Here is a 26,862-nt window from a genome sequence, read left to right as displayed (position 1 = left end):
CCGAAGGTCCCCTCCTTTCCCCCGTAGGGCGTATGCGGTATTAGCAGTCGTTTCCAACTGTTATCCCCCTCGACTGGGCAGATCCCTAGGCATTACTCACCCGTCCGCCGCTCGCCGGCAAAGATAGTAAACTATCTTCCCGCTGCCGCTCGACTTGCATGTGTTAGGCCTGCCGCCAGCGTTCAATCTGAGCCATGATCAAACTCTTCAATTAAAGTTTTGTTGTTTGACTTACGTCAAACGGCTCAACGAATTCTGTTCGACTCCTATTTATCCGAAAATAAGTAGTAAGTCTTTGTACATATTGCTATGAACACTCATCACTCTCGTGAAAGAATTGGTTGATTTAAATTTTGACTGCCAACCCGAAGGTTAAGCAGTTTCGATTAACTCAACACATGTGAGTGTCCACACAGATTTGCTTGATAAATTGTTAAAGAGCGTTGACCACACACTGAGTTTTCAGCGGGTCAGGGCTGCGTATTCTACGCATTCCCGTTAGTGCGTCAAGTAGTTTTTTCAACTTTCTCAACACTCATCGCTTAGCTCGCTAACCGATGAACTGCTTGGCTTTCTTTGCTTAACTTGCGTTACGCTGTCTGCCGTGTCAGTGGATGCGCATTATAGGGAGATTGAGAAAGTCCGCAAGGGCTTTTTTGAGAAAAATGGATCTTTTTTTAATACTTTCAGTTAGTCACACAATACCCCCACTTTATCCTCAGACTTATCCACAAAATGGGTTTTAACGGTTAAATTTGCTACAGCGATGGGTTTGCTTTAATGGCTATCGATGAGAATGAAATGATGTTCAATGGGGAATAACGACGATTAGCGATATAAAGAAGAGTAAGAATGTAATCCGGATGACACGAGAGTCGCGCTAGGCTTATTAAAGAGGAAATAAAAAGGCAACTTAGATAAGTTGCCTTTAGTGTGCGCTCTATTCTACTTATTCAGTAGGCTTAATCTGTCAGCAGATTAACTTAACTTACCGTGACATTGTTTGTACTTGCGACCTGAGCCACAAGGACAAGGATCGTTACGACCCACTTTCTCACCATCACGGATCATCGGCGCTTGCGCAGTGACAGCTTCATGCTCATCACTACTGCCAACAAGCGACTCTGCCGCTGCGTGTTGATAGTCGCGCTGGATCTTGGCATCTTCTTCACGACGACGCGCTTCCATTTCTTCCACATCCGACTGAGCTTGAACTTGTACTTTCGACAGCACACTGATGACGTCGTGTTTCAAGGTATTCAATAGTTGTTGGAATAACTCAAACGACTCACGCTTATATTCTTGCTTTGGATTTTTCTGTGCGTAACCACGTAAGTGGATACCTTGACGCAGATGGTCCATCGCCGCTAAGTGTTCTTTCCACAGACCATCGAGCGTTTGTAGCATAACGGCTTTCTCGAACTGGCGTAACACTTGCGCGCCAACCATTTCTTCTTTTGCCTTATACGCATCGCCCCAAGCAGTAATAATACGTTCACGCAGACTCTCTTCATGCAGATCGTCTTCTTTATCTAACCATTCCTGGATAGGTAGTTTGAGCATAAACTCTTGGTGTAGACGTTGCTCTAAACCTGGGATATCCCACAGCTCTTCTACTGATTGTGGTGGAATATACTGATCGATGACCGCGCCAATCACATCGTCTTGAATGTTTTGGATAGTATCTTCAATACTTTCCGCATCCATCAACTCGTTACGCTGGGCGTAAACCACTTGGCGCTGATCGTTAGCGACGTCATCAAATTCGAGTAATTGCTTACGAATATCGAAGTTACGTGCTTCAACTTTACGTTGAGCGTTTTCGATTGCACGAGACACCCATGGATGCTCGATGGCTTCGCCTTCTTCCATACCCAGCTTTTTCATCATGCCAGAGACACGATCCGAGGCGAAGATGCGCATTAAGCTATCTTCCATCGACAGGTAGAAGCGTGATGAACCCGCGTCACCTTGACGACCCGCACGACCACGTAACTGATTGTCGATACGGCGTGATTCGTGACGTTCAGTACCTAGGATGTGCAAACCACCCGCAGCAACGACTTCATCATGACGAATTTGCCAATCGGCTTTGATCTTAGCTTTTTGCTCAGCGGTTGGATTATCGAGTTCATCGATTTCCATGTTCCAGTTGCCACCAAGCACGATGTCGGTACCACGACCAGCCATGTTCGTCGCAATAGTCACTGAACCAGTACGGCCAGCTTGCGCGACGATTTCAGCTTCTCGTTCGTGGAATTTAGCATTTAAGACTTCGTGCGGGATCTTTTCCTGCACCATTAAGCGCGCTAACAGTTCAGACTGTTCGATTGAGACTGTACCCACCAATACTGGCTGACCACGTTCGCGGCAATCTTTAATGTCTTTGATGATAGCTTGATATTTTTCATCGGCGGTCAGGTAAACCAAATCCGCCATATCCTTACGCACCATTGGACGGTTAGTCGGCACAACAACTGTGTCTAATCCATAGATGTGTTGGAATTCGAACGCTTCAGTATCAGCAGTACCTGTCATACCTGCCAGCTTCTCATATTGACGGAAGTAGTTCTGGAAAGTGATCGAAGCCAATGTTTGGTTTTCGTTTTGAATGTGCACACCTTCTTTGGCTTCGACAGCTTGATGTAAGCCTTCTGACCAACGACGACCTGGCATAGTACGACCCGTGTGTTCATCGACTATGATGACTTCGTTGTCTTGTACTATGTAATCCACATCACGCTCAAACAGCGTGTGCGCACGGAGCGCCGCGTTAACATGATGTAACAGGGAAATATTTGCAGCAGAATAGAGTGAGTCACCTTCGGCTAACATGCCGCGCTCGATCAGCAGGTTCTCTACTTTTTCTTGACCACGTTCGGTGAAATGCACTTGTTTGGCTTTTTCATCGATGCTGTAGTCACCTTCACCCACATACTCTTCAGAGTCTTCTTTATCCTGACGGATAAGATTTGGGATAAGCAGGTTGATCTTGATGTAAAGCTCAGAGCTGTCTTCAGCGGCACCAGAGATAATCAGCGGTGTACGCGCTTCGTCGATTAAGATTGAATCCACTTCATCGATTAGGGCGTAGTGCAACGGACGTTGTACCCGTTCTTGCGGTGAAAACGCCATGTTATCGCGCAAATAATCGAAACCAAACTCGTTGTTGGTACCGTAAGTAATATCGGCGTTATAGGCATCTTTCTTTGCCTGCTGACCGAGACCTGCCACGTTGATGCCGACGGTTAAACCGAGGAACTCAAACAGTGGACGGTTATTCTCGGCATCACGACGTGCTAAGTAATCGTTCACGGTAATCACGTGAACGCCTTTGCCCGTCAATGCGTTTAAGTAAGCGGGCAAGGTTGCCGTTAAGGTTTTACCTTCACCCGTACGCATCTCCGCAATACGGTTACTGTCGAGCACCATACCACCGAGTAACTGTACGTCGAAGTGGCGCATCTCAAAGACACGCTTAGACGCTTCACGTACTGTCGCAAACGCTTCAGCCATGATGCTATCTAATGATGCGCCGGCAGCTAAACGCTCACGGAACTCAGCGGTTTTCGCTTTTAATGCTTCATCGGTTAATTTTTCATAATCAGCTTCTAGTGCGTTAATGCTAATAACGATCTTTTGAAGCCCTTTAAGGGTGCGGTCGTTGCGACTACCAAATACTTTTGTCAGTAATTTACCAAACATCTGAATCACTTATTCTCTGTAGGCCAAGTCCATGATGGAAACTAGAAGCCAATGTTTCAATTAACTTGCTTTGCGGTAAACAAACTTTTGTGGATCTATCTGCTGTCCGCCGCGCAACACTTCATAATGCACATGAGCCCCAGTTGAGCGCCCAGTGCTTCCCATACTGGCGATTGCATCGCCTTTTGCGACCACATCACCTACAGTCACTGACAAAGCTTTATTATGGCCATAACGCGTATGTAAACCGTTACCATGGTCTATTTCAACCAACTCGCCATAACCGAACATGTTCCCAGCCCAAGTTACTACGCCTGCAGCAGTCGCAACAACTTTGGCACCTTCTCGGCCGGTAAAATCAATCCCCTTATGCACAGTCCTGCGACCGTTGAAAGGGTCATTACGTAATCCGTAGGGCGACGATAACCAACCTTTATCGAGTGGGATCCCTGATATATAACGTTCATCATCTATATGGTGGTTAGATGACACTGTTTCAAGTAGTGAAAGCTGAACATTATTATTGTCAATTCGTGATGCCAACTTATCCATATCGTCGATAAGCTGTCCGAGCTCGATGTTAGTGCCTAATTCGCTCAAACCACCTACACCCACTTCGGATGAGAAATCGAAATCTTCATCCAATTTGTTCTGCTGGGCAACTTGTTGGCCTAAGGCTTCGAGACGGGTGATCTTGGCTTGCATACGTGCAACATGAGTCACTAGCATGGCCAGTTGAGACTCGGTAGCACTTTTTAGCTCTAAGACTTGTTTCTTTTGTTGTTCGCGTTGAATACGATCATTATCGACACTGGCTTGCTGATCTTGAAATCGAGCGGAGTTGTGTTGATAAATACCGGACCCAGTGGCCAACAATAGTATTGGAAGTAGCAACCAGCGTTTACTGGGCTGCCAGCGTGTGACGCCATTCCGACCTTGAATAAATACTGTTACACTCATAGCCTAATTCAGCCATCTTATTATCATATGAAAAAGCCCCCTCAAGATCTCAGCCAATTACTGCATCAATCGGGCAAATTACCCGACCTTGCTGAGAAAGCGGAACTACTTATGTATCTGAATCATCATGTGAAGCAGATTACCGCAGGTCCTGTTGCGGAGCAGCTAAAAGTCGCTAATTTCCGCCAGGGTGTTCTTGTGGTTGAAACCACTTCGGCGGCCTGGGCTGCACGAATTAATTTCCAAAAGCCGAAGCTACTAGCGCAGCTTCAAGCAGAAACGCTCCCAATCCTTACCGCAATTGAAGTTAAAGTCAACCCGAGATTAGCAATGTATGACGCAAAGCCTAAACAGGCACACAAAGAATTAAGCCCTGCGGCAGCGGAGCATATTGCGGCATTAGCGGAAAATATTGGCGGTTCACTGGGCGAAAAACTAAAACGGCTGGCCTCATTGGCCAGCCGTAATAAATAATCTCACCGCTTTTTAAGCAAATACAGCGCCACCTGGCACGGTAAAGCTAACGGGAACATCGGCTTCTTTTTCAAAGCTAACCAACTCCCACGCATCCTGTTGCGCCAGTAAAGCACGCACCAATTGGTTGTTCAGCGCATGACCGGTTTTATACGCAGTAAACTCACCTAAAATAGCGTGTCCTGCCACATATAGATCACCAAACGCATCTAGAATTTTGTGCTTAACAAATTCGTCCTCATAACGCAGGCCGTCGGGATTAAGGACGCGATATTCATCAAGTACAACTGCGTTCTCCATGCTGCCGCCCAACGCTAGGTTGTTGGCTCGCAGATATTCGATATCACGCATAAACCCAAAAGTACGGGCGCGGCTGATATCTTTCACGAAAGCAGACGTTGAAAAGTCCATCACCACATGCTGTTGGCTACGAGCGATCTCTGGGTGCGCGAAGTCAATTTTAAAATTGACTCTAAAACCTTTAAAGGGTTTTAGCTCGGCCCATTTGTCGCCATCTTCAACACGCACAGGGCGCTTAATCTTTAAGTACTTCTTAGGTGCGGCCTGCTCTTTAATACCCGCAGACTGCAATAAGAAGACGAACGGGCTCGCACTGCCATCCATAATAGGAATTTCAGGCGCGTCCACTTCGATTACGGCGTTATCTATGCCTAAACCCGCAAGTGCTGCAAATAAATGCTCAATGGTCGAGATACGAATACCTTCGTCATTGACAAGTGCCGTACACATAGTGGTTTCACGAACTTGCTCTGCCTTCGCTGGAATGGAGACGGCAGGACTCAAATCAGTGCGCACGAGTACGATCCCTGAATTAACGGGCGCGGGCATTATGCTCAAAGTGACCTTGTTGCCAGAATGCAATCCGACACCAGTAGTTTTCACCATTTTCTGAACAGTTCTTTGAAATATCATTCAGTTACCCGTTTATATGCCAATTATAAAGCCTAATATTTGTACACTCAGCGTCGGCAAATTGGCCGCACTGGTTCAACATAATAACATAACTTTATTATGTCACACAAATGCAGCTATGCTGTGGTATTGCCCAAAACGAACAACACCTCACATATACGCTGGACTCAAACGCTATCGCTAGTCGGCTTGCTTACGCAAAAATGCTGGAATATCAAGATAATCCAACTCATGCTTTGTCGATGGTGCAGGCTGTGGAGCTGGCTGTGGTGCCGCTGGCAATACGTTGCCTTTTGGCGCAGCGTAGTTCACATGTACCGCGTCTTCGACATAGGCTTCGACTTTTGGTTCCACAACCACTGGCTCTGGACGAGGCGCAGGCTTAGACACCAATTGAATATCTGGACGCTTTTCAGCACCGATACCTGTAGCAACAACCGTTACACGCAGCTCATCACTCATTTCTGGGTCGATGACAGCACCAACAACCACCGTCGCGTTGTCAGAGGCATAAGCCTTAACGTGATTACCCACGGTTTCGAATTCTTCGATACTCATGTCCATACCCGCAGTGATGTTAACTAACACACCACGCGCACCGGCTAAGTCGATGTCTTCTAATAATGGGCTGGCAACAGCAGCTTCAGCCGCTTCTTCTGCACGGTCTTCACCGCGAGCGACGCCTGTACCCATCATGGCATTACCCATTTCAGACATCACAGTCTTCACGTCGGCGAAGTCGACGTTAATCAGACCTGGACGAGTGATAAGTTCGGCAATACCTTGTACCGCGCCAAGTAACACGTTATTCGCTGCGGCGAACGCATCGAGTAAAGAAGTGCCACGGCCCAATACTTTTAATAATTTTTCATTTGGAATCGTGATTAACGAATCCACGTGCTTAGCCAGCTCAGCAATACCTTGCTCGGCATAAGCCATACGCTTTTTCCCTTCGAATGGGAAAGGCTTAGTCACAACCGCAACGGTCAGAATACCTTCTTCGCGAGCGATTTGAGCGACAACTGGTGCAGCACCTGTACCTGTACCACCGCCCATACCGGCAGCGATAAAGATCATGTCTGAGCCTTTGATTGCCGCGCGAATGTTTTCGCGGTCTTCTTCAGCTGCTGCACGACCCACATCTGGGTTTGCCCCTGCTCCGAGACCTTTAGTGACATCACGTCCTAATTGAATCGTTGAGCCTGCACCTGATTTTCTCAGGGCCTGAGCGTCTGTATTGGTAACGATAAACTCAACACCTTCAATGTTGTGTTTGACCATATGTTCGACAGCGTTACCGCCGCCGCCGCCAACGCCGATGACTTTAATCACCGCGTCGTCTGAGTGAGTATCCATGATCTCAAACATTGTCTGATCTCCGTGTTGCCTGCGTTATGAAAATTAAAATTCGCCCTTAAACCAGCTTTGGACCCGATTCCAAGCGCTAGTTACCCCTTGGCGCTCAGGACGTTCGAACTGACGTTCGATCACCCGTCGTGCGCCGTAATGAAGCAGTCCGACTCCAGTGGAGTAAATAGACTGGTCCACGTATTCATATAAACCTTTGATCGGTAGCGGTGACGCTACACGAACTGGCATGCCGAACGTCGCTTCCGCGATATCGACCACACCTTGAATCGACGCTGTGCCACCTGTGAGCACAATACCTGCGGCGATTTGATCTTCTAATCCACTATCTTTCAACTCTTTAAGTACTAACTCAAACAGCTCTTGGTATCTTGGTTCTACCACTTCGGCGAGCGTGTGACGTGACATGCTACGTGATGGACGACCACCTACCGACGGTACTTCGATACTGTCTTCGCGGCTCACCATAGAGCTGCGCGCACAGGCGAATTGCACTTTAATTTGTTCAGCATGTGACGACGGCGTGCGGAAAATCTTCGCAATGTCGTTAGTCACTTGGTTGCCTGCGACTGGCACAACCGCACAATGACGCAAAGCGCCGTTGGTATATACCGCAATATCTGTGGTGCCACCGCCGATATCGACGATACACACACCTAAGTCTTTCTCATCGAAGGTCAGCACGGCATCGGCCGAAGCAATCCCAGAGAACACTAAGTCGTCGACCTTAAGGCCACAACGCTCAACGCTCTTAGTAATGTTCTTCGCCATATCATTGGCGCAGGTCACTATGTGTACCTTGGCTTCCATACGCATACCGGACATACCGATAGGGCTGCGAATGCCGTCTTGCACGTCGATCGCATATTCCTGCGGCAGCACATGCAAGATGCGACGTTCAGTCGGGATCTTCACCGAGCGAGCCGTGTGGATCACGTTATCAACGTCTTCCTGTGTCACTTCTTCATCGTTGATCGAGACCATGCCGTTTTCGTTTTGGCAGGCGATGTGTTTACCAGAGATGCTCAGGTAAACCGATGACACTTGGCAATCGGCCATTAATTCCGCTTGATCGAGCGCACGTTGTACACTGCGAACGATCGAATCTAAATCGTTAACGCCACCTTTATCCATGCCCCTTGAGGGATGGTTACCAAGGCCGACTATGCTGATTTCGCCATCGGGCAGAACTTCGCCTATGATCACTGCGACCTTAGAGGTTCCTATGTCCAATCCGACGATAAGGTTTCTATCTTGGTTTTTGATCATTAATTATCGGCTCTCTTGTTTGTGCATCGCCCCAGCCTACGGCCAACCCTGTGTCGTAGCGCAAATCTACTCTGGCAACGGATTTCTCTTGTTTCGCCAAAACCGGATAAACAGTAATAAATCGCTGTATCCGTGCAATTTTATCTTCTCGACCTAAATCTAAAACGATGCCGTTTCCTAAGGTCGCGTGCCACGCATGTCGTGGCGTCAAATACAAACTGGCTAAGGTAAAGCCATTAATCTTTAACAGGGAGTTGATCTGTGCATAGACAGTCAACACCTCAAGGCCCATATCGTCTGGCCCAGATAACTGCGGTAAATGCTCCAGCTCTGGATGCGATGGCGCTTCAAACACTTCACCATGCACATTCAACCAGGAGTCACCATTCCAATGGGCCGCCGGTTGCTGCTCCTGCAAATATACCCTGAGTTTCGCAGGCCACTCGCGCCTTACCGACGCGCGATACACCCAAGGTAAGGCTTCTAACGCCTGTTGCACTAAGGTGATATCAGCACTAAAAAAACTCCGCTGCATTAAATCCTGTAGTGCCACTTGTATATCTTTATCTGTGGTGTAAGCCCGCTCACCTTTGATGGCAACGGCCTCAATCGGCAAGGTGCTGGCATCGTTTAAAAATTTATGTAGCTGGTATCCACCAAATACAAAACTGGCCACGATGAAGAATAAAAAGCCAGCCCCGCTCCACAGATACCAATTAACCCGTGACATTCTTGCCCGCCAGTGCCGCCTCTTATCACTCCAAGACACGCTTCATTCCACCTTTAACGACACTCATTAAAAACCACAGAAAACCGGCCATTATATAGACCAAAACCCTTTGGTCAAAATTTCCTTTTCCTCGCAGATCAAGCGCTAAAGATCAGCTTGCTTGCGCAGGTAATTCCGCAACGGCAAAGCCCAATTCTGTCGTCGCTAACAATCGCGACAGGGCGCCAATATTACCCGCACCTTGGGTGAGTAATAAATCCCCCTCTTGCAATACATCGGGCAAGACTTCTGCGAGCTGATCAGGACTGGCGATAAAGATCGGATCTAACTGGCCACGCAGGCGAATTGAGCGACATAAGGCTCGGCCATCGGCACCCGTGATCGGCGCTTCACCCGCACTATAAACATCGAGCAACAGTAAACAATCCACTTGGGATAACACTTCAACAAAGTCTTCATACAAATCACGGGTACGTGTGTATCTGTGTGGCTGATACGCCATAACCAGGCGTTTGTCGGGCCAACCTGCACGGGCGGCTTTAATGGTCGCGGCGACTTCACTGGGGTGATGGCCATAATCATCAACTAACATAACTTCGCCCTTAGGCGTAGCAAACTTGCCCAAATGCTGGAAACGACGACCTATACCTTGGAACTCTACTAACGCCTGAGTAATGGCGCTGTCGTCGATTTCATCTTCGGTCGCGACCGCAATCGCAGCCAAGGCATTAAGCACGTTATGTTGACCCGGCAAGTTAAGTACCAGATCGAGATCAGCTTTGCCTTTACGTCTCACCGTGAAACGACACTGATGCCCTTGTTGACTGAAATTCAGCGCTTGCACGTCCGCATCGTCACTAAAACCATAGGTCACAAGTTGACGACCAATCCGCGGCATGATTTCACGCACCACAGCATCGTCGATACACACAACTGCTACACCGTAGAACGGCAAGTTATGTAGAAAATCCACGAAGGTCGATTTCAATTTCTCGAAATCACCGCCATAGGTATCCATGTGATCTGCTTCAATGTTAGTCACCACACTGACCATAGGCTGCAAATGCAGGAAGCTCGCATCACTCTCATCGGCTTCGGCAATCAAGTAACGGCTGGTGCCTAATCTGGCGTTGGTACCGGCACTATTGAGCAAGCCACCAATCACGAAGGTAGGATCCCGTCCCGCTTGACCGTACACGCTGGCGATAAGGCTGGTTGTCGTCGTTTTACCATGGGTGCCAGCAATCGCGACACCATGACGGTAACGCATCAACTCGGCTAGCATTTCGGCGCGACGCACGATAGGAATACGTAATTCTTTGGCAGCAAGGATTTCTGGGTTTTCCAGATTAATCGCCGTGGAGACCACGACCACATCCACTTGCTGTACGTTTTCGGCAGCATGACCAATTTGGATCTTGGCACCGAGCAAACACAATCTGTCGGTCACGGCATTTTGCGCGATATCCGAACCACTCACCTGATAGCCTTCGTTCACTAACACTTCGGCGATCCCGCCCATACCCGCGCCGCCAATGCCGACGAAGTGAATACGCTTAATACGGCGCATTTCTGGGATCATGCTTCTCAGTTGTGCATATCTTTCTGTCTTAGTCATGCTTATCCTTTCTCAGCAAGGCTGATGCACACTGCGGCAACTTGTTCAGTCGCATCCAGTACGGCAACGTCTCTCGCTCTTTGGCCCATACGGGCTAATTCTGTTCTGTCATTGGCAAGCAGTTGTAATTTGCCCGCCAGTTTATTCACGTCCAAGATGGCCTGTGGCAATAGGAAAGCTGCGCCAGCCTCAACCAATACTTGGCCGTTACGGGTTTGGTGATCATCCACCGCATGGGGATAAGGCACCAGAATACTCGGTAGCCCCACCGCCGCTAACTCAGACACCGTCAGCGCGCCGGCGCGGCACAATACCACATCAGCCCAGCGATAGGCGGCTTCCATGTCATCGATAAACTCGGCGATATTCACGCCGCCATCTTGCCCATGTTGCTGATAAGCCGCCTTCACGCCCGCAAGATTATCTTTACCCACTTGATGCCAAACCGTAACGGACTGCTGCTGACTCAGAATCGCAACCGCTTCAGGCATCAGATCGTTAAAGACTTTGGCGCCAAGGCTGCCACCGACAACTAATACTTTTAAGGCTTCATCAGCCTCTGGCTTTGGTTCTGCGCCTAAGGCAATCAATTCTTGGCGAATCGGATTACCAACAACCTTGGCCTTCACTGTGGTAAAGGTATTTTTAAAGGCACATAACACTTGCGTCGCAATCCGCGACAACAACTTGTTCGTCATCCCTGGGATGGCATTTTGCTCATGTAGTACCAATGGAATACCGGCTAATCTTGCCGCCACACCACCTGGGCCACTGGCGAATCCGCCCATGCCGAGCACCACATCGGGTTTAAACTCAGCAATCACGGCCTTAGCCTGCAATATTGAGCGCACCACTTTAAAGGGCGCCGCGAGTTTACGTATCAAACCATTGCCGCGCACACCTTTGATATCGATGAAATCAATATCAAATCCATACTGGGGCACTAAACGCGCCTCCATACGATCGGCCGTGCCTAACCAACGCACTTGCCAACCCTGTTGAGCTAGATACTTAGCCACTGCCAGCGCCGGGAACACATGTCCTCCCGTACCACCCGCCATGACTAAAATACGTTTTCCTGCTGGGGTCATCACTTCAATCTCCCTTGCACGGCCTGAACTAATGTCATGCGCCGTTCGTAATCAATGCGTAGCAACATCATGGCTGCCGCCGTCATGACCCATAAACTACTGCCGCCGTAGCTGATAAAAGGCAATGTCAGTCCTTTGGTCGGTAACATGCCGATACTCGCGCCAACATTAACCACAGTCTGGAAACATACCCAAATACCAATGGCGTAACCTAAATAACCTTCGAAGGGCTTATCCATGGCTAAGCACAAATTGCCCAAACGAATCGATCTCAGCGCCACAAACAGCAGCACGGATAACACGGCAATAATACCGATAAAACCTAATTCTTCCCCGATCACGGCGAAGATAAAGTCAGTGTGTGCTTCGGGCAGATATTCTAATTTTTGAATACTGTTGCCCAGCCCTTGGCCGAACCAATCACCACGGCCATAGGCCATCAAAGATTGCGTCAACTGGTAACCACTACCGAAGGGATCTTGCCAAGGATCCATAAACGATGTCACCCGGCGCATACGGTAAGGTTCTAACAACACCAAAGCCACAAACGCCAACACGCCGGCAAAAATCAGGGCGAAGAAATCGAGCAAACGTGCCCCTGCTAAAAACAGCAGACCAACGGTACCAACGAACAACACCACAACCGTCCCTAAGTCGGGCTGCATCAAAATCAGCACAGCGTAAATGGCAAATACCGCAATCGGTTTATAGAAACCCTTAGCGTTCTCGCGCACTTCCTGATGACGACGCACTAAATAGCCCGCCATGTAGATGGCAAAGGCAAACTTAGCGACTTCCGCCACTTGGATGCGTATTGGGCCTATCGATAACCAACGCGTCGCGCCGTTTACCGTAGTACCAACCACTAAAACAGCCAGTAACATCAAGCCCACAACCAATAGCAGCATGGGACTCCAGCGCTGCCAAGTTAGCATTTCAACTCTTAATACAAATGCCGCAATGGCTAAGCAACCCACTAAATAACCCACATGGCGAGTCATAAAATAAAACGGGTTACCCGTGAGCGTTTGCGCTTCTGGCATAGAGGCAGACATCACCATCACAAAGCCAAAGCCAATCAAAGACAACACAGCAGCGAGCAAAGCGCGGTCGTACAATTGCACGCCCGGCACTTCGGTATCACGTTGCCAATTGGGCATTGCTGAACGCAAACGCCCAAATAGGCTGAGTTGTCTTACATCACTCGCCATTGAGTTGCTCCACAAGGTTTCTAAAATCGTCACCTCGAGCCATAAAGTTACTGTACATATCTAAACTGGCGCAGGCTGGCGACAATAAAACGATATCGCCAGAGGTCGCCAATTCAGCGGCTTTAGCCACCGCAGCCGCCATAGTCTCGACTCTGACCGCGCCGTCTTTTAAAGCGGCAATCTTTTTGCCATCACGACCTAAGGTAATGAGATGTGTCACTTTCGCTAACGCCACGCCTAAAGGTTTAAAATCAGCACCTTTACCGTCACCGCCAGCAATCAAAATAATATCGCCTAAGTGATCACTCAAACCATCGAGCGCGGCAACGGTGGCGCCGACGTTCGTCGCTTTTGAGTCATTGACATAGGTCACGTCATTCTTAATCCCAACCACTTCACAGCGATGGGATAAGCCGGTAAAGCTACGCGCCACTTTCGCCATAACCTGCTTATCAACACCGACAACATCCACAAGCGCCATTGCTGCGAGTAGGTTGGCATGGTTATGGCTGCCAATCAGGGATACTTCTGTGATCGGCATGATTTCGCTGCTGCCGTGATAAATCTTGCTGTCGCTGATGCCCCATTCGTCCGTTTCTGGCGCAGCTAAACCAAAACTGTTTTGGTTCATTGGCTCTGGCGGTACGGTCAGTTTATCGTCGCGATTAAACAGCACGGCGCGGCTTTGTTTGTATAAACGTAATTTAGCTTCGCGGTAGGCAGCGATATCGCTGTATCTGTCCATGTGGTCTTCGCTGATATTCAAACAGGTCGCCACCACACACTTAAGGCTATGGGTGGTTTCCAGTTGAAAGCTCGACAACTCAAGCACAAATAAGTCAGCATTTTCATGCAGTAAATCCAGCGCAGGCACACCAATATTGCCACCAACGGCAACGGCGATACCCGCTTCCCTTGCCATTTCGCCCACAAGCGTAGTGACAGTTGATTTACCGTTAGAGCCAGTAATACCGATAACGCAAGGTTTACGGTCAGCAATCTCACGGGCAAATAGCTCCACATCGCCAATCACTTCGATGCCCATATCCACAGCGGCACGCACCTCTGGGGTATAAGTGGCAATGCCGGGACTGATAATGATCTGCGTCGCTTGCACGAGATAACGGCAATCGAATCCGCCAGAAATCAGCTTCACATCAGGAAAAGACGTCGCTAATGTTTCGGCGCCCGGAGGCTGCCGACGACTGTCCATCACCAATGGCGTAATGCCCTTTCCACACAAGTAGCGCACGACGGACAAACCCGTTGCCCCTAAACCTAACACTATGTGTGAATACTGATTTTGCATAACCAATTACCTTAACTTCAACGTGGCTAAGCCAAGTAAGACGAGGAATATCGAGATAATCCAAAAACGCACTATCACCCGAGGTTCAGGCCAACCTTTTAACTCATAGTGATGGTGTATCGGCGCCATGCGGAAAATACGCTGGCCGCGTAACTTGTACGAACCCACCTGCAGAATGACTGACAGGGTTTCCATCACGAACACGCCGCCCATGATCACTAACAAAATTTCTTGGCGAACGAGCACTGCAATTGTGCCCAGTGCAGCACCTAATGACAGTGAACCCACATCGCCCATGAAGACTTGCGCAGGGTAAGTGTTGAACCACAAAAAGCCCAGACCCGCACCGACAATGGCGGTACAGACGATCACTAACTCACCCGAACCGGGTAAATGCGGAATATGTAAGTAGTTCGCAAACTGTGCGTGACCCGATAAATAAGCAATCAAGGCAAACGCCGCCGCGACCATTACCGTCGGCATAATTGCCAAACCGTCGAGGCCGTCGGTTAAGTTCACCGCATTACTCGACCCCACAATAGTGAAGTACGCCAATACGATAAATACGGCGCCAAGTTGCGGCATCACGTCTTTAAAGAAAGGCACCACTAACTGGGTTTCACCTGGATTTGCCGCTGTGGCATACAGGAAAAAAGCAATGAGCAGCGCAGCTAAAGATTGCAGAATGTACTTCCAGCGCGCGATCAAACCTTTAGTGTCTTTACGCACCACTTTGCGGTAATCGTCGATAAAGCCGATCAAACCGAAACTGCCGAGCACAAACAACATCACCCACACATAGCGGCTACCGAGATCGCCCCACAGCAATACGCTGATGAAGATGGCGGCTAATATGAGCAAGCCACCCATAGTCGGCGTGCCACGCTTACTAAAATGTGATTCTGGACCGTCGTTACGCACGACCTGACCAATTTGCAGTAATTGCAAACGTTCAATCAGTTTAGGGCCAAACCATAAGCTAAAAACCAATGCGGTTAATAAGCCTAAAATGGCTCGAAACGTCACATAGGAAAACACGTTAAACCCGGTATGAAAACGGGTTAAATACTCGGCCAGATATACCAGCATTTACACTAACTCCCCACGCCCGAAGGCTACTGTTAGTCCATCCACGACCCGCTCCATGGCGGCGCTACGTGAACCTTTAACGAGAACCGTTACCTGTCCCGGTAACTGGTTAATATGCTTTATGAGTTTTTCTACTAACGTCGCCACACTGTCATAGTGCTCCGCACCGAAAGCTTGGCTCGTATGCTGACTTAACGTTCCGGTGCAAAACAAGGCATCTATCCCCTGTTGCTTGGCCAGTTGCCCTAGTTCAGCGTGTAAAAGGGGCGCATTGTCGCCTAATTCTCCTAAATCTCCCAGTACCAGACAGCGATTTTCAGAAATTTCCTTTAACCAAGCGATTGCCGCCCCAACGGACACAGGATTCGCGTTATAGCTATCGTCGATTAGACGAACGCGTCCCAATTGACTCGGCTGCATGCGCCCTTTCACTGGTGTTAATTGGCTTAAGCCTTCAGCGATCTCAGTCAAACTTAATCCCAATGCAATACAAACACTTGCAGCGGCGAGTGCATTACTTACCTGATGGCGACCCGCCAGTGGCAAGACTACTTGGCAAGACTCACCTGAGTAATTGAGCATAAAACGATAGCAACCATCGGCATTGGTCTTATGACCTGTAGCGATGACATCGATATGACGTTTAGCAGCGCCATCTTGCTGGGAGAAGCTCAGTTGCTTATAAGGTCTTGCCTTAACGCTCATAAAATCGGCGAAGGCATCATCGGCGTTGATGATGGCGGTGCCATCGGCCTGCAGATGATTAAAAATTTCCGACTTAGCCTGCGCGACACCCGCTTGCGATCCAAATCCTTCTAAATGGGCACTGCCGACGTTATTCACTAGCGCCACGTTCGGACGCACGAGTCCTGAGGTGTAATCAATTTCACCTTTATGGTTAGCCCCGAGCTCGAATATCCCAAACTCATCCGCTGGCGTTAAACGCAGCAAGGTAAGCGGCACACCGATTTCATTATTGAAGTTACCAGCGGTATAGAGGATTTGATGCTTTGCCGACAGAATGGTCGCGATCATTTCCTTCACGCTAGTCTTGCCGTTTGAGCCTGTTAACGCCACGCAAATGGGATTGATTTGGTCACGGACATAAGCCCCTATCGCGCCCATGGCTTTTTGGCAATCGGGCACAATCAGCTGCGGAATATCAAAGGCTAATTCGCGCTCGACCATTAACGCCGCGGCGCCGTTCTCAATAGCGGTTGCAGCAAAATCATGGCCATCAAAACGCTCACCCTTTAAGGCAACAAACAGGGTTGCAGCGCCGATTTTGCGGCTATCACTGCTTAAATCTTCGATGGTGACGTCGTCACCGACTCGAAACGTACCTAAGTGTTGACTTAGGGTCTCGAGAGAAAGAGGGATCATCTTGATTGCTCCGATAACTGGCGTGCCAGGGCGCGTTCATCATAGTCATGACGCACACCTGCCGCCTCTTGGTAAGTTTCGTGGCCTTTACCCGCAAGCAAGATCACATCGCCAGGCTTAGCCAATGCCACAACCTCTTTAATTGCTGCGATACGGTCAACCTGAGTCAATGCCTGCTGAGGGTGGGTTAGCCCTTGGATAATATCGGTAATAATTTGCGCTGGGTTTTCACTGCGCGCATTGTCGCTGGTCACCATAATGCGGTCGGCATATTGCTCTGCGGCTTTGCCCATCAAAGGACGCTTGCCCTTATCACGGTCGCCACCACAGCCAAATACGCACCATAAATCACCGACACAATGTCGACGTAGCGCGTTTAACGCTTGTTCAATCGCATCTGGCGTATGGGCATAATCGACCACTAAGGTCATGTTATTAGCAGTTGTGAAACGCTCCATACGACCTGCGACGGCCGTTAGGTATTGCACTTGCTCGGCTAACGCTTTCATATCAAAACCTTGCAGATACAAGGCCGATAGCGCCGCGAGTAAATTAGAAAGATTAAAGGCACCAAGAAGTGGTGAGTGAATTTGAGTTTCGCCCTCGGGCCACACTAAGGTTGCACTGACACCTTGATCGTCAAACTTGGCATTTTTAGTATAAAAAGCCGCGGCTTGATGACCTTCAATACTAAAGCCCCACATTTGCGCAGGCACAGATTTAAGTTCAGTCAACCAAGACTCGCCGACCGCGTCGTCGAGATTCAATAAACCGTGACCTAAGGTGCTGAAACGAAATAGGCTTTGCTTAGCGGCGGCATAGCTTTCCATGTCACCGTGGTAATCGAGGTGATCGCGCGTCAGATTGGTAAACACGGCAACATCGAATGGCACTGCATCGACGCGGCCTTGCACTAAGCCGTGGCTCGACACTTCCATGGCGCAGACACTCGCGCCTTGAGCTTCAAAGTCATGCAACTGACGCATTAGGGTAATCGCATCGGCTGTGGTGTTACCGCTATCGACGAGCTCGCCCCAGAGTCCATTGCCAAGGGTGCCCATCACGGCGGCTTTGCGGCCGAGCGACGTTATCAGCTGGGCAATCAGTTGGCTTGTCGAGGTCTTACCATTAGTGCCAGTAATACCAATCACCCCAAGGGATGTTGTCGCAGACTGATGCGCTAAGGGATAATGCTGGGCGGCGATGGCCGATACTTGGCGACTCAACTGGAAGACATAAATCTGTACGCCGTGCTCGGCATTATCTCTGTGCAACACTTTGCCATGCTGATCAGCATCATCCGTATGGACTAATACGGCTGCGGCACCTAAATCTAAGGCTTTTTCAATAAACTGTCTGCCATCAACCTTATGTCCTGGCAGCGCCAAAAACACATCGCCGCGACGTATTGCGCGGCTATCTAAGGTCAAATCGTTGAAGGACTGCGCGCCGGCATAATGCAGCCAAGGCGCGAGCAGATCCCGTAATAACATCATTCTGCTCTCCCGGCGGCGATACCCGCCAATTGCACTTGTTCTTTATCGGTAATGGGTTCAACGTTTAACATTTGCAGTGCGCCAGACATGACTTTGGCAAATGCCGGCCCCGCCACTGAACCACCATAATAGAGATCGCCCTTAGGCTCGTTCACGACCACCACTATCGCTAACTTAGGATTATTCGCGGGTGCAACACCTGCAAATAAAGCAACATAATCATCACCATAACCGCCAGCAACCGCCTTACGACTGGTGCCTGACTTGCCCGCAACCGGATAACCGTCAATATGCGCCAAGGTGCCGGTGCCGCCTTTTTCTGTCACGCCGACCAGCATTTGCATCACATCGTGGGCCACATCTTCAGAAATAACTCGCTCACCGACGGGGGGCTTTTTCAGTTTCATAATTGAAACGGGGAATAAGGTGCCGCCATTGCCTAAAGTGGCATACATGCGCGCAAGTTGCAGTGTGGTTGCCGTTAAACCGTAACCGAAGGACAAGGTGGCGCGCTCAAAGTCAGACCAACGGTGGCGATCTTGAATAACGCCCGCGCTTTCACCCGTAAGGTTAATCCCTGAGAAACTCCCAAGTCCCATAGATTGATAGGTGCCGAGTAACTGCTGCACCGGAATAGACAAGGCCAATTTACTGATGCCGACGTTACTGGATTTAGCCAGAATACGCGCCAAACTCATGTCGCCGTAGTTGGCAGGGTCGCGCACTTGGCGGCCGCCTAAACGCATCCAACCCGGTGAAGTTGCAATAATGTCGGTCGATTTAACTGTGCCCGCTTCAAGCGCCGCAGCCACCACAAAGGGCTTAATGGTCGAACCTGGCTCGAAGGTATCTGTCATCGCGCGGTTACGCATTCTGAAGGTTTGCAGATTGTCGCGCGCATTGGGGTTGTACGATGGCGTATTCACCATCGCCAAGACTTCACCAGTATGAATATCGAGTACGACGATGGAACCTGAGGTCGCTTGGTTCATTTCTGTGGTGCGTTTCAGCTCGCGGTACGCTAACTGCTGAATCCGTTGATCTATGCTGAGCACGAGATCATTCGGGCTTTCGCCTTCTTGGATGATATCCAGCCGCTCAACCACATGACCATCACGGGATTTACGCACTTTCTGTTTTGAAGGCGTGCCCGTTAGCCAGCTGTTATAAGCATTTTCTACGCCTTCAATCCCAACATCATCAATGTTAGTGATGCCGATTAACTGAGCTGTGATTTCACCGCCAGGATAATAACGACGGGATTCCGACTTAAGGAAAACACCGGGTAATTTCAGTTGAGTGATGTAGTCCGCGACCGCTGGGGTAATTTGGCGTTTCAAGTAGGTAAAGCGTTTGGTGGGATTACCGCGTACCCGATCTAATAAATCTTCTACGGGTTCATGCAACACATCAGCTAACGCTTGCCAGCGACGCATATCCGCAAAACCATTGTTATCATTGACTTGTTTAGGGTCAGCCCAAACAGCACGCACTGGCACACTGACGGCCAACATGTCGCCATTGCGATCAGTGATCAAGCCACGCTGCACCTCACGGCTCGTGGTCCGTAAGGTACGCATATCGCTTTCATGGCGTAATTTGTCAGGCTCAATAATTTGAATGTAGGCCGCGCGTCCCACTAGGCTGCAAAATAGCGTACACACAAACCCCACCACTACGTATAAACGCCAATGGATTAGTTGTGGTTTCTGCGGTTTGCTTACCCGTTTGATTTTCGCTTGCCTAGTCATATCTTCCCTATACTCACGGCACCTTTACCACAACTTCTTCGCTGGGTAACGGACGACTCATGTTGAGTTCCTTAGAGGCAATGCGCGTAATACGACTGTGTTCAGTCTGCGATTGCTCTTCTAATAATAAATTGCGCCACTCAATATCCAATCTGTCTCGCTCCTGCAGTAACTGGTCCCACTGGGTCGTTAGTTGGCGGCTAATATGGCTGCCATAAACAACCGCGACCGCATTGCAGAGCACGAGCAGAGCTAATAACAAGATCCATTTGTGCAGCCATAAATCGTGTAAGACGATCCGTGGCAGATTGATCGAGGGCTTACTCACAGTGCGCCCCTTAGTAATCTAAACGCTCGGCAATGCGTAACACTGAGCTGCGAGCTCTGGCATTGCGTTCGATTTCTTCGTCGGAAGGCATAATCGCCTTGCCCACGGCGCGTAACTTACGCGACTTGTTAATTTGATCTTCAGTGACCGGAAAACCGTGCGGCACACTTTCGCCTTGGCTATGGCGGCGAATAAAGCGCTTCACGATACGGTCTTCTAAAGAATGGAAACTGATGACCGACAAACGCCCTTGGGGAGCAAGCACATTGACTGCACCTTCAAGCGCTTGATCAATTTGATCTAATTCACTGTTGATATAAATACGTATGGCCTGAAACACCCGAGTCGCTGGGTGCTTATTGCGTTCTTTACTCTTAGTGATACGCGCAATCAAATCGGCTAAATCTTTGGTTCGTAAAAACGGGGTTTTATCACGATCTGCTGCGATACAACGGGCAATATGGCGAGCGTTTTTCTCTTCGCCGTAGGTTTTAAATACCCAAGCCATATCCTCAATTTCTGCGCGAGCTAACCACTGAGCAGCTGTTTGGCCTTGGCTGTTATCCATGCGCATATCGAGCGGGCCATCACGCATAAAACTAAAGCCACGTTCGGCATCGTCGAGCTGAGGTGAAGACACACCTAAATCGAGTAATACGCCATCTATTTTGCCCACAAGCCCAAGCTCTTCGACGTAATCGGCTAATTGGCCAAAACCACCATGCACGATTTGAAAGCGTGGATCGTCAGCAAATTGTTTTGCCGCTTCAATCGCTTGAGGGTCACGGTCGATTGCGATCAATCGGCCATTTTCACCGAGTTGCTGCAACACTTGTCTTGAATGACCACCGCGGCCGAACGTGCCATCGATATAGATGCCATCGTCTTTGATGTTTAAACCGCCAACCGTTTCTGCTAGCAGCACGGATAAATGGGCAAATTCCTGACTCATTACTCTCTTCTTATTTAGTTATCGCGACTCGTTAAAGTGAAAAATCCGCGAGACGCTCGTTACTAGCAAGCTCCTCACTTCGAATCGTTTCCTGACACTCATCGATTTGCTGCAGCCAAGATTGCTCATCCCACAGCTCAAATTTGTTCAATTGCCCCACCAGCATGATGCGCTTATCTAAATTGGCATATTGCCTTAGCGGTGGCGGCAGTAATATGCGCCCATTACCGTCGAGCTCCACTTCGTGGGCGTAACCGAGTAACAGACGTTTTAACGATCTCTGGGTTTTATCGGTATCGGAAAGCGTTAACAACTTAGCTTCGATCAATTCCCATTCATGGATTGGATACAAGAGTAAACAAGCGGATTGGATGTCGACGGTAATCACGATGCGGCCTTGGTGCTCAAGCTGCAAAGGTTCGCGGTATCGCACTGGAATAGCGATCCGTCCCTTTGTATCTAAGTTGATAGCACTGGCTCCACGAAACACGCTAATTCATCCTTTCCTGTGATTTTTGATCCACAAATATCCACTATTTCCCACAACTGCTAAGTTTAGGGACAGTCGACAAGCAATGTCAAGGGATGGGATCCTTTTATAAATCCAGTCGGCAAGCGGGTTAGCAGCATGTTGAGCACTTAACCTAGCGACAAACTTTTGACATGAAAGACCACGAGAGATCGACTAAACAGAAGAAACTACAGGAATAAATTGCGCCGAAATATTCAGCAACCTTTTGCTTTCAGGCGCTTGCGATGAAAAAAATGGAGGATTAATTCTGTATTTGTGGGATTTTACGGGCCGAGGAATAACCTTAAACCCAAAAAGTAACAAAACAAACTTAAATTCAACCTTATTAGACAGTCAAAAAAGAGTTGGATTTAGCACGAAAATCTAAATAATTATCCGAAATAAAGACGATCATCTTTTTGCAGATGATTGAATATTAATGTCACGATTGCGAGAAAGCTCAACGTTCCCACTCCAAATCCCGCAAAGCACCACGCGAATCCAACAATTCACCTCAATTTTGCATTCGCTACTATTGTTCCTTCTCAACCACTGTGGTTCCTTCACAATGAGTGCCGCTTTGGTTAGCATCGATTGCTCATGCTTAGATCTTAACCCCCCTCATTCGCCTTAACGACTTAAACCGCGTATAGTCTAAATATTGACCGACTCCTGCCGATAACACGTTAAGAGCTGTAGTAACAAGGAGGCGTTATGAGTGGATTGGATAGCATTTATGCCATGCTGGCGCAGCCAGTGAAAGCCGTGTTACACCCTAAACGGGTCGTCGACCAAGTCAGTAGTGCAACCGCAAATGCCCCCGATAGCCATGAAACACCACAGTCGCAGTTACCCCCGACGTTAGAAGGGCGCGACGCAAAAGTCAGGGAAAGACGCAAAGATACTGATAACAGCAAGAATAAGAAACGCCGTGCATCGGATGAGCCCGAAGAATTAAAAGAAGGTGTAGTGCTTGAAGTGACCGACGATACCGCGGAAATTAAAAAGCCTCCGAGCCAACATATTATTGATGTTGAAGTATAAATCAGTACGAATACAAACGGAAAAGGCGCAATCCCATTGGATTAGCGCCTTTTTATTCACCACAATCGAGTCATATTTCAAACCAACCCAAACTTAATATCAAATTTAAGCATGCCTCAAGTCAAAGAACTCAAATTGAGTAGCTTAAGTCGAATAGCTTAGGCGCGCGTTCTGGCGACCGCATCCTGCCAACCTGCGTATAAGCTCGCCCGAGTCTGGGCGTCAATATTGGGGATAAAATGCTTATCGATACAGGCCTTATGCTCAAGCTCTATCACACTCTCCCAAAAACCCACCGCCAGCCCAGCTAAGAATGCCGCGCCCAAAGCGGTTGTCTCACAAACGCTTGGCCTTAGTACCTCAACATCGGTAATATCCGCTTGAAACTGCATTAAAAAGTCATTTGCGACCGCGCCACCATCCACCTTCAAACGCTTAAGGCTGACGCCACTGTCTTTGATCATGGCATCGAGTAAATCTTTACTCTGATAAGCGATGGATTCTAACGCCGCCCGAATAATATGATTACGATTGGCGCCACGGGTTAACCCAAATAGCGCGCCACGGGCATTCGGGTCCCAATAGGGCGCCCCGAGTCCGACAAAGGCGGGCACTAGATACACGCCATTGGTATCGGCAACCTTAGAGGCAAAATATTCGGTATCGCTGGCATCACGAATAAGCCCGAGTTCATCCCGCAGCCATTGAATGGTCGCACCGCCCATAAAGACTGAACCTTCGAGGGCGTAGTTCACTTCGCCCTTCGGCCCCACGGCAACTGTGGTCAGTAACCCATGGTTAGAGCGCACCGCTTTGGTCCCGGTATTCATCAATAAAAAACAACCAGTGCCATAGGTATTCTTCGCCATGCCGGGCTCGACACACAGCTGGCCAAAAAGCGCCGCTTGTTGGTCGCCCGCCATCCCCGCGACTTGGATTTCACTGCCTTCACCGGCAATCCGCGTAGTGCCATACACGCTGCAGGAAGGCTTAACTTCTGGCAACATCGACAAGGGAATGTCTAAAGCTTCAAGTAACTTGTTATCCCAAGTCAGGCTATGGATATTAAACAGCAGAGTTCGGGCGGCATTGGTGGGATCGGTGACATGCACTTTGCCTTCGGTTAACTTCCACACTAGCCAAGTATCGATAGTGCCGAACAACAACTCACCGCGTTCAGCTTGCGCACGGGCATTGGGCACATTATCTAGAATCCACTTGATCTTAGTGCCTGAAAAATAAGGGTCGAGTAATAGGCCCGTATTTTCACGCACATACTCTTCTAGCCCTTGGGCTTTGAGTTGCTCACAAATTTGAGAGCTGCGACGGCACTGCCACACAATCGCGTTATAGATAGGTTTACCTGTGGCTTTTTCCCAAATGACAGTAGTTTCCCGCTGATTGGTAATGCCAATCGCGGCCACTTCATCGCTGTGGATCCCCGCGCGCGCCAGCACTTCAATTAATACTGAACTTTGGCTTGCCCAAATCTCCATGGGATCATGCTCGACCCAACCCGGATTAGGGTACAACTGGGTAAATTCTCGCTGGGACACACTGACGATGTTTGCGTCGTGATCGAACACTATCGCCCTTGAGCTGGTCGTGCCTTGATCTAAGGCCACCACGTATTTTTTCTGCACGCTTTACAATCCTATATTTATTCCGCGTAGCCCATACGCTACCTTCGCAATGCCTCTGCTTAACCACAACCGCAAGTTTCAAACATCACTTTGAATATATGCGTAATAAACCACGATAACCAGCGCATCAGCCATTTTGAATCGGCGACAGCAATGCATCTTCAAGCACCATTTAAACAACAAACTGGCCCCATAAACGCTACAAAACCCAAATCAACATAACCCGAACACGGTTAGCTGCATGAAAGTTGATAAACTAAGACCACAAAAAAACTCTAGGCAAAGAATATAAAAGCCCTGAAAAATCAGGGCTTTTATTTAATCAGCATCACCTTAGTCGCGCATTGCAGCGCACCGGCCAACAGTCACATGACTAAGGGATCGCACGGCGAGCATATATGCTCTAGCACAAACTTGGCTTAGAAGCGGTAACTTGCCTGCACACCAAATAACAGAATATTGCCACTGGTAGTGCCGCTGAATGTCCCACCAAATAACGCGGCAGAATTATCCGAATCGATTCCTGGGCGCGGCTCAACCACTGGCGACTCATCCGCAATGATATAAGTCACACCAAAATCCAAATCCAGCTGTTTATTAAATTGATACCCATAACCTGCACTTAACCAAACACGATTCATTTCTGGAATGGTTAACGTACGGTTAGCATCAGACACTGCTGACATGTCATAGGCAACACCAGCACGAAGGCTTGATTGATCATCTAAGCGATAAGTCGCGCCCAAAGCAAAACGATAGCTATCTTCCCAATTCTCTTGCTTCACTAATTGAGTCGGTACTTTTAATGAAGGGATCACGGCTTCCAATTTTTCAAATGAGCTCCAGTCTGTCCAGTTAACACTCGCGTGCAACGCCAACTGCGGCGTCAGTTGATGAAAAGAGGCAAGTTCAGCCGTTGCAGGTAAACTGAGCTCCATCGAACCCGCCAGCTGTTTGTTGGGATCTAACGGATTAAAGGCCAAGCCATTTGCCTCCCCCTCAAGACGCTGATCAACGGCCGAGCGAAAGTTCACACCAATGCGATGATCAGCATTAATCTGCCAAGCGCCACCTAATTGCCACCCCCAAGAAATATCATCCCCTTCCATATACTTAAGAGTCGTTCCCTTAGGTACGGGTAAATTACCAATAGGCGTAGGTAAAACAGCATCAGCAGAACTCTTTGCACCAATACTGCCTTCACCAAGCACAAGGCGAACACCGCCGCCGACACTGAATTGCTCATTGATACGATAGGCAACATTGGGATTGATTTCAATCGCCTTGATGGAGGCCTCATTACCAAATTGAGAACCAAGAAACTCATCGCCTAACTCAGTCGCCATACCAAAGTTAGTACCTAAAGCAACCCCAATAAACCACTGCTGATTTAGCTGATGACTCACGTAAAAATTAGGAATAACAGCATTGCCCGCTATGTCCTTCGCTACTGTTGCTTGAGTCACATTACCAACGGTCGTCTCACCTTCAACGTCAATATCGGGCATCACCAAAATAGCGCCTGTGGACATTTGCGTGCCAGTGAGATAAGTCAACATAGCAGGATTACGGAATTGAGCCGAAGCGTTATCCGCCATAGCCGCTTCACCCGCAAAAGCACGGCCTAACCCAGTCGCAGAATATTCGGCTAATTGAAAACCAGCGGCATGGAGTTGAGTCGTTGAACTTAACAAGGCTGCAGTGACAGCCAAAGTCAGAAGACGTTTTTGCATCATTATTCTCTAATCATATTATTGTTATCTGTACTACTCAAATGAGTACTGCGGCGTTCAGGCAAAATAGAGCAAAGACTCCAGATTGAATGCGCAGCAGTTTACTTATGCAGAAGATGTTTGCAACCAAAGGAGATAAAACAGACAAAAACTCTAGCTAACGATGACTTTAAAACAGATTTAGTGACCAATATCACCATTTAAACAAAACTCAGCCTATATTCGCCCAGTTACTATTCGCAATGCTGATTAACTCAACATAGT

At 48.7% G+C, this 26,862-nt stretch carries 21 protein-coding genes and 1 rRNA gene; 2 read left to right on the top strand and 20 right to left on the bottom strand.

The genetic code is table 11. From position 1 onward, the window contains the following. The 3 genes from MO387_RS11500 to MO387_RS11490 all read right to left on the bottom strand — a co-directional run. Positions 1-214: ribosomal RNA gene (locus tag MO387_RS11500) — 16S ribosomal RNA — on the bottom strand; the annotation flags it as partial. A gap of 764 nt (positions 215-978) precedes the next feature. Beyond that, the gene (gene secA, locus MO387_RS11495) at positions 979-3,705 is read right to left on the bottom strand and encodes a preprotein translocase subunit SecA (RefSeq protein ID WP_107949477.1); all 2,727 of its coding nucleotides are present in this window, start codon (positions 3,703-3,705) and stop codon (positions 979-981) included. A 60-nt stretch (positions 3,706-3,765) separates the two neighbouring features. After that, positions 3,766-4,665, bottom strand: a complete 900-nt coding sequence (locus MO387_RS11490) for a M23 family metallopeptidase (protein WP_107949479.1) — start codon at positions 4,663-4,665, stop codon at positions 3,766-3,768. A gap of 27 nt (positions 4,666-4,692) precedes the next feature. Here MO387_RS11490 and MO387_RS11485 point away from each other — a divergent pair, with 27 nt between their 5' ends. Continuing rightward, positions 4,693-5,139 (top strand): DciA family protein, encoded by a 447-nt coding sequence (locus MO387_RS11485; protein WP_107949481.1) that lies wholly within the window; start codon positions 4,693-4,695, stop codon positions 5,137-5,139. A 12-nt stretch (positions 5,140-5,151) separates the two neighbouring features. On the opposite strand, the gene lpxC is transcribed toward MO387_RS11485, so the two are convergent. The 15 genes from lpxC to mraZ all read right to left on the bottom strand — a co-directional run bounded on the left by lpxC (position 5,152) and on the right by mraZ (position 22,157). Beyond that, complete coding sequence (gene lpxC / locus MO387_RS11480; protein ID WP_006079899.1) at positions 5,152-6,072, bottom strand: UDP-3-O-acyl-N-acetylglucosamine deacetylase; 921 nt, start codon at positions 6,070-6,072, stop codon at positions 5,152-5,154. 180 nt (positions 6,073-6,252) lie between these two features. Next, positions 6,253-7,440: a cell division protein FtsZ gene (gene ftsZ, locus MO387_RS11475; protein ID WP_107949483.1), complete on the bottom strand. Its 1,188-nt coding sequence runs from the start codon at positions 7,438-7,440 to the stop codon at positions 6,253-6,255. Positions 7,441-7,473: 33 nt separating this feature from the next. Further along, positions 7,474-8,709 carry a cell division protein FtsA gene (gene ftsA / locus MO387_RS11470; protein WP_006079897.1) on the bottom strand — a complete coding sequence of 412 codons (1,236 nt, stop codon included), beginning with the start codon at positions 8,707-8,709 and terminating at the stop codon, positions 7,474-7,476. Continuing rightward, on the bottom strand, positions 8,690-9,439 hold the full coding sequence (locus tag MO387_RS11465; RefSeq protein WP_199908763.1) for a cell division protein FtsQ/DivIB: 750 nt from the start codon (positions 9,437-9,439) through the stop codon (positions 8,690-8,692). Before MO387_RS11465 ends, ftsA begins: the two co-directional genes overlap by 20 nt. Positions 9,440-9,590: 151 nt before the next feature. Next, complete coding sequence (gene murC, locus MO387_RS11460; protein WP_006079895.1) at positions 9,591-11,057, bottom strand: UDP-N-acetylmuramate--L-alanine ligase; 1,467 nt, start codon at positions 11,055-11,057, stop codon at positions 9,591-9,593. Positions 11,058-11,059: 2 nt separating this feature from the next. Then, positions 11,060-12,148, bottom strand: coding sequence for an undecaprenyldiphospho-muramoylpentapeptide beta-N-acetylglucosaminyltransferase (murG, locus tag MO387_RS11455; protein ID WP_006079894.1), 1,089 nt, complete (start codon positions 12,146-12,148; stop codon positions 11,060-11,062). Continuing rightward, on the bottom strand, positions 12,148-13,359 hold the full coding sequence (gene ftsW / locus MO387_RS11450) for a cell division protein FtsW (protein WP_107949487.1): 1,212 nt from the start codon (positions 13,357-13,359) through the stop codon (positions 12,148-12,150). The genes murG and ftsW overlap by 1 nt, the downstream gene beginning before the upstream one ends. After that, a complete protein-coding gene (murD, locus tag MO387_RS11445) occupies positions 13,349-14,668 on the bottom strand; it encodes a UDP-N-acetylmuramoyl-L-alanine--D-glutamate ligase (protein ID WP_107949489.1) in 1,320 nt (439 codons plus the stop codon). Before murD ends, ftsW begins: the two co-directional genes overlap by 11 nt. 6 nt (positions 14,669-14,674) lie before the next feature. Continuing rightward, entirely contained in the window at positions 14,675-15,757 is a 1,083-nt protein-coding gene (mraY, locus tag MO387_RS11440) for a phospho-N-acetylmuramoyl-pentapeptide-transferase (protein ID WP_006079891.1), read from the bottom strand. Then, a complete protein-coding gene (murF, locus tag MO387_RS11435) occupies positions 15,758-17,140 on the bottom strand; it encodes a UDP-N-acetylmuramoyl-tripeptide--D-alanyl-D-alanine ligase (RefSeq protein WP_107949491.1) in 1,383 nt (460 codons plus the stop codon). Further along, positions 17,137-18,636: a UDP-N-acetylmuramoyl-L-alanyl-D-glutamate--2,6-diaminopimelate ligase gene (gene murE, locus MO387_RS11430; protein ID WP_242326298.1), complete on the bottom strand. Its 1,500-nt coding sequence runs from the start codon at positions 18,634-18,636 to the stop codon at positions 17,137-17,139. The genes murF and murE overlap by 4 nt, the downstream gene beginning before the upstream one ends. Next, a complete protein-coding gene (locus tag MO387_RS11425; protein WP_106648319.1) occupies positions 18,633-20,387 on the bottom strand; it encodes a penicillin-binding transpeptidase domain-containing protein in 1,755 nt (584 codons plus the stop codon). Before MO387_RS11425 ends, murE begins: the two co-directional genes overlap by 4 nt. A gap of 13 nt (positions 20,388-20,400) precedes the next feature. After that, the gene (gene ftsL / locus MO387_RS11420; RefSeq protein ID WP_006079887.1) at positions 20,401-20,715 is read right to left on the bottom strand and encodes a cell division protein FtsL; all 315 of its coding nucleotides are present in this window, start codon (positions 20,713-20,715) and stop codon (positions 20,401-20,403) included. Positions 20,716-20,725: 10 nt separating this feature from the next. After that, positions 20,726-21,667, bottom strand: coding sequence for a 16S rRNA (cytosine(1402)-N(4))-methyltransferase RsmH (rsmH, locus tag MO387_RS11415; protein ID WP_006079886.1), 942 nt, complete (start codon positions 21,665-21,667; stop codon positions 20,726-20,728). A 31-nt stretch (positions 21,668-21,698) separates the two neighbouring features. Then, on the bottom strand, positions 21,699-22,157 hold the full coding sequence (gene mraZ / locus MO387_RS11410; RefSeq protein ID WP_006079885.1) for a division/cell wall cluster transcriptional repressor MraZ: 459 nt from the start codon (positions 22,155-22,157) through the stop codon (positions 21,699-21,701). Positions 22,158-22,892: 735 nt separating this feature from the next. Between mraZ and MO387_RS11405 the strand changes: the two genes are divergently transcribed. Then, a complete protein-coding gene (locus MO387_RS11405; protein ID WP_106648323.1) occupies positions 22,893-23,222 on the top strand; it encodes a hypothetical protein in 330 nt (109 codons plus the stop codon). A 158-nt stretch (positions 23,223-23,380) separates the two neighbouring features. Here the strand turns inward: MO387_RS11405 and glpK are convergent, their stop codons facing one another. Then, positions 23,381-24,865: a glycerol kinase GlpK gene (glpK, locus tag MO387_RS11400; RefSeq protein WP_242326297.1), complete on the bottom strand. Its 1,485-nt coding sequence runs from the start codon at positions 24,863-24,865 to the stop codon at positions 23,381-23,383. Between the two features lie 419 nt (positions 24,866-25,284). Beyond that, a complete protein-coding gene (locus tag MO387_RS11395) occupies positions 25,285-26,598 on the bottom strand; it encodes an outer membrane protein transport protein (RefSeq protein WP_242326296.1) in 1,314 nt (437 codons plus the stop codon). Between the last annotated feature and the right edge of the window lie 264 nt (positions 26,599-26,862).

The organism is Shewanella sp. N2AIL (genome assembly GCF_022690845.1).
Taxonomy (GTDB): domain Bacteria; phylum Pseudomonadota; class Gammaproteobacteria; order Enterobacterales; family Shewanellaceae; genus Shewanella; species Shewanella baltica.
Note: the sequence above shows the minus strand (reverse complement) of the source record. Positions and strands in the feature narration are given on the sequence as shown.

Coding starts and splice junctions, on each gene's coding strand:
- lpxC (WP_006079899.1), bottom strand. CDS start 6,072: ATGATATTTCAAAGAACTGTTCAGAAAATGGTGAAAACTACTGGTGTC.
- MO387_RS11485 (WP_107949481.1), top strand. CDS start 4,693: ATGAAAAAGCCCCCTCAAGATCTCAGCCAATTACTGCATCAATCGGGC.
- mraY (WP_006079891.1), bottom strand. CDS start 15,757: ATGCTGGTATATCTGGCCGAGTATTTAACCCGTTTTCATACCGGGTTT.
- rsmH (WP_006079886.1), bottom strand. CDS start 21,667: ATGAGTCAGGAATTTGCCCATTTATCCGTGCTGCTAGCAGAAACGGTT.
- murC (WP_006079895.1), bottom strand. CDS start 11,057: ATGACTAAGACAGAAAGATATGCACAACTGAGAAGCATGATCCCAGAA.
- MO387_RS11425 (WP_106648319.1), bottom strand. CDS start 20,387: ATGACTAGGCAAGCGAAAATCAAACGGGTAAGCAAACCGCAGAAACCA.
- murE (WP_242326298.1), bottom strand. CDS start 18,636: ATGATGTTATTACGGGATCTGCTCGCGCCTTGGCTGCATTATGCCGGC.
- murF (WP_107949491.1), bottom strand. CDS start 17,140: ATGATCCCTCTTTCTCTCGAGACCCTAAGTCAACACTTAGGTACGTTT.
- murG (WP_006079894.1), bottom strand. CDS start 12,148: ATGACCCCAGCAGGAAAACGTATTTTAGTCATGGCGGGTGGTACGGGA.
- MO387_RS11490 (WP_107949479.1), bottom strand. CDS start 4,665: ATGAGTGTAACAGTATTTATTCAAGGTCGGAATGGCGTCACACGCTGG.
- murD (WP_107949489.1), bottom strand. CDS start 14,668: ATGCAAAATCAGTATTCACACATAGTGTTAGGTTTAGGGGCAACGGGT.
- ftsW (WP_107949487.1), bottom strand. CDS start 13,359: ATGGCGAGTGATGTAAGACAACTCAGCCTATTTGGGCGTTTGCGTTCA.
- MO387_RS11405 (WP_106648323.1), top strand. CDS start 22,893: ATGAGTGGATTGGATAGCATTTATGCCATGCTGGCGCAGCCAGTGAAA.
- MO387_RS11395 (WP_242326296.1), bottom strand. CDS start 26,598: ATGCAAAAACGTCTTCTGACTTTGGCTGTCACTGCAGCCTTGTTAAGT.
- MO387_RS11465 (WP_199908763.1), bottom strand. CDS start 9,439: ATGTCACGGGTTAATTGGTATCTGTGGAGCGGGGCTGGCTTTTTATTC.
- ftsZ (WP_107949483.1), bottom strand. CDS start 7,440: ATGTTTGAGATCATGGATACTCACTCAGACGACGCGGTGATTAAAGTC.
- secA (WP_107949477.1), bottom strand. CDS start 3,705: ATGTTTGGTAAATTACTGACAAAAGTATTTGGTAGTCGCAACGACCGC.
- ftsA (WP_006079897.1), bottom strand. CDS start 8,709: ATGATCAAAAACCAAGATAGAAACCTTATCGTCGGATTGGACATAGGA.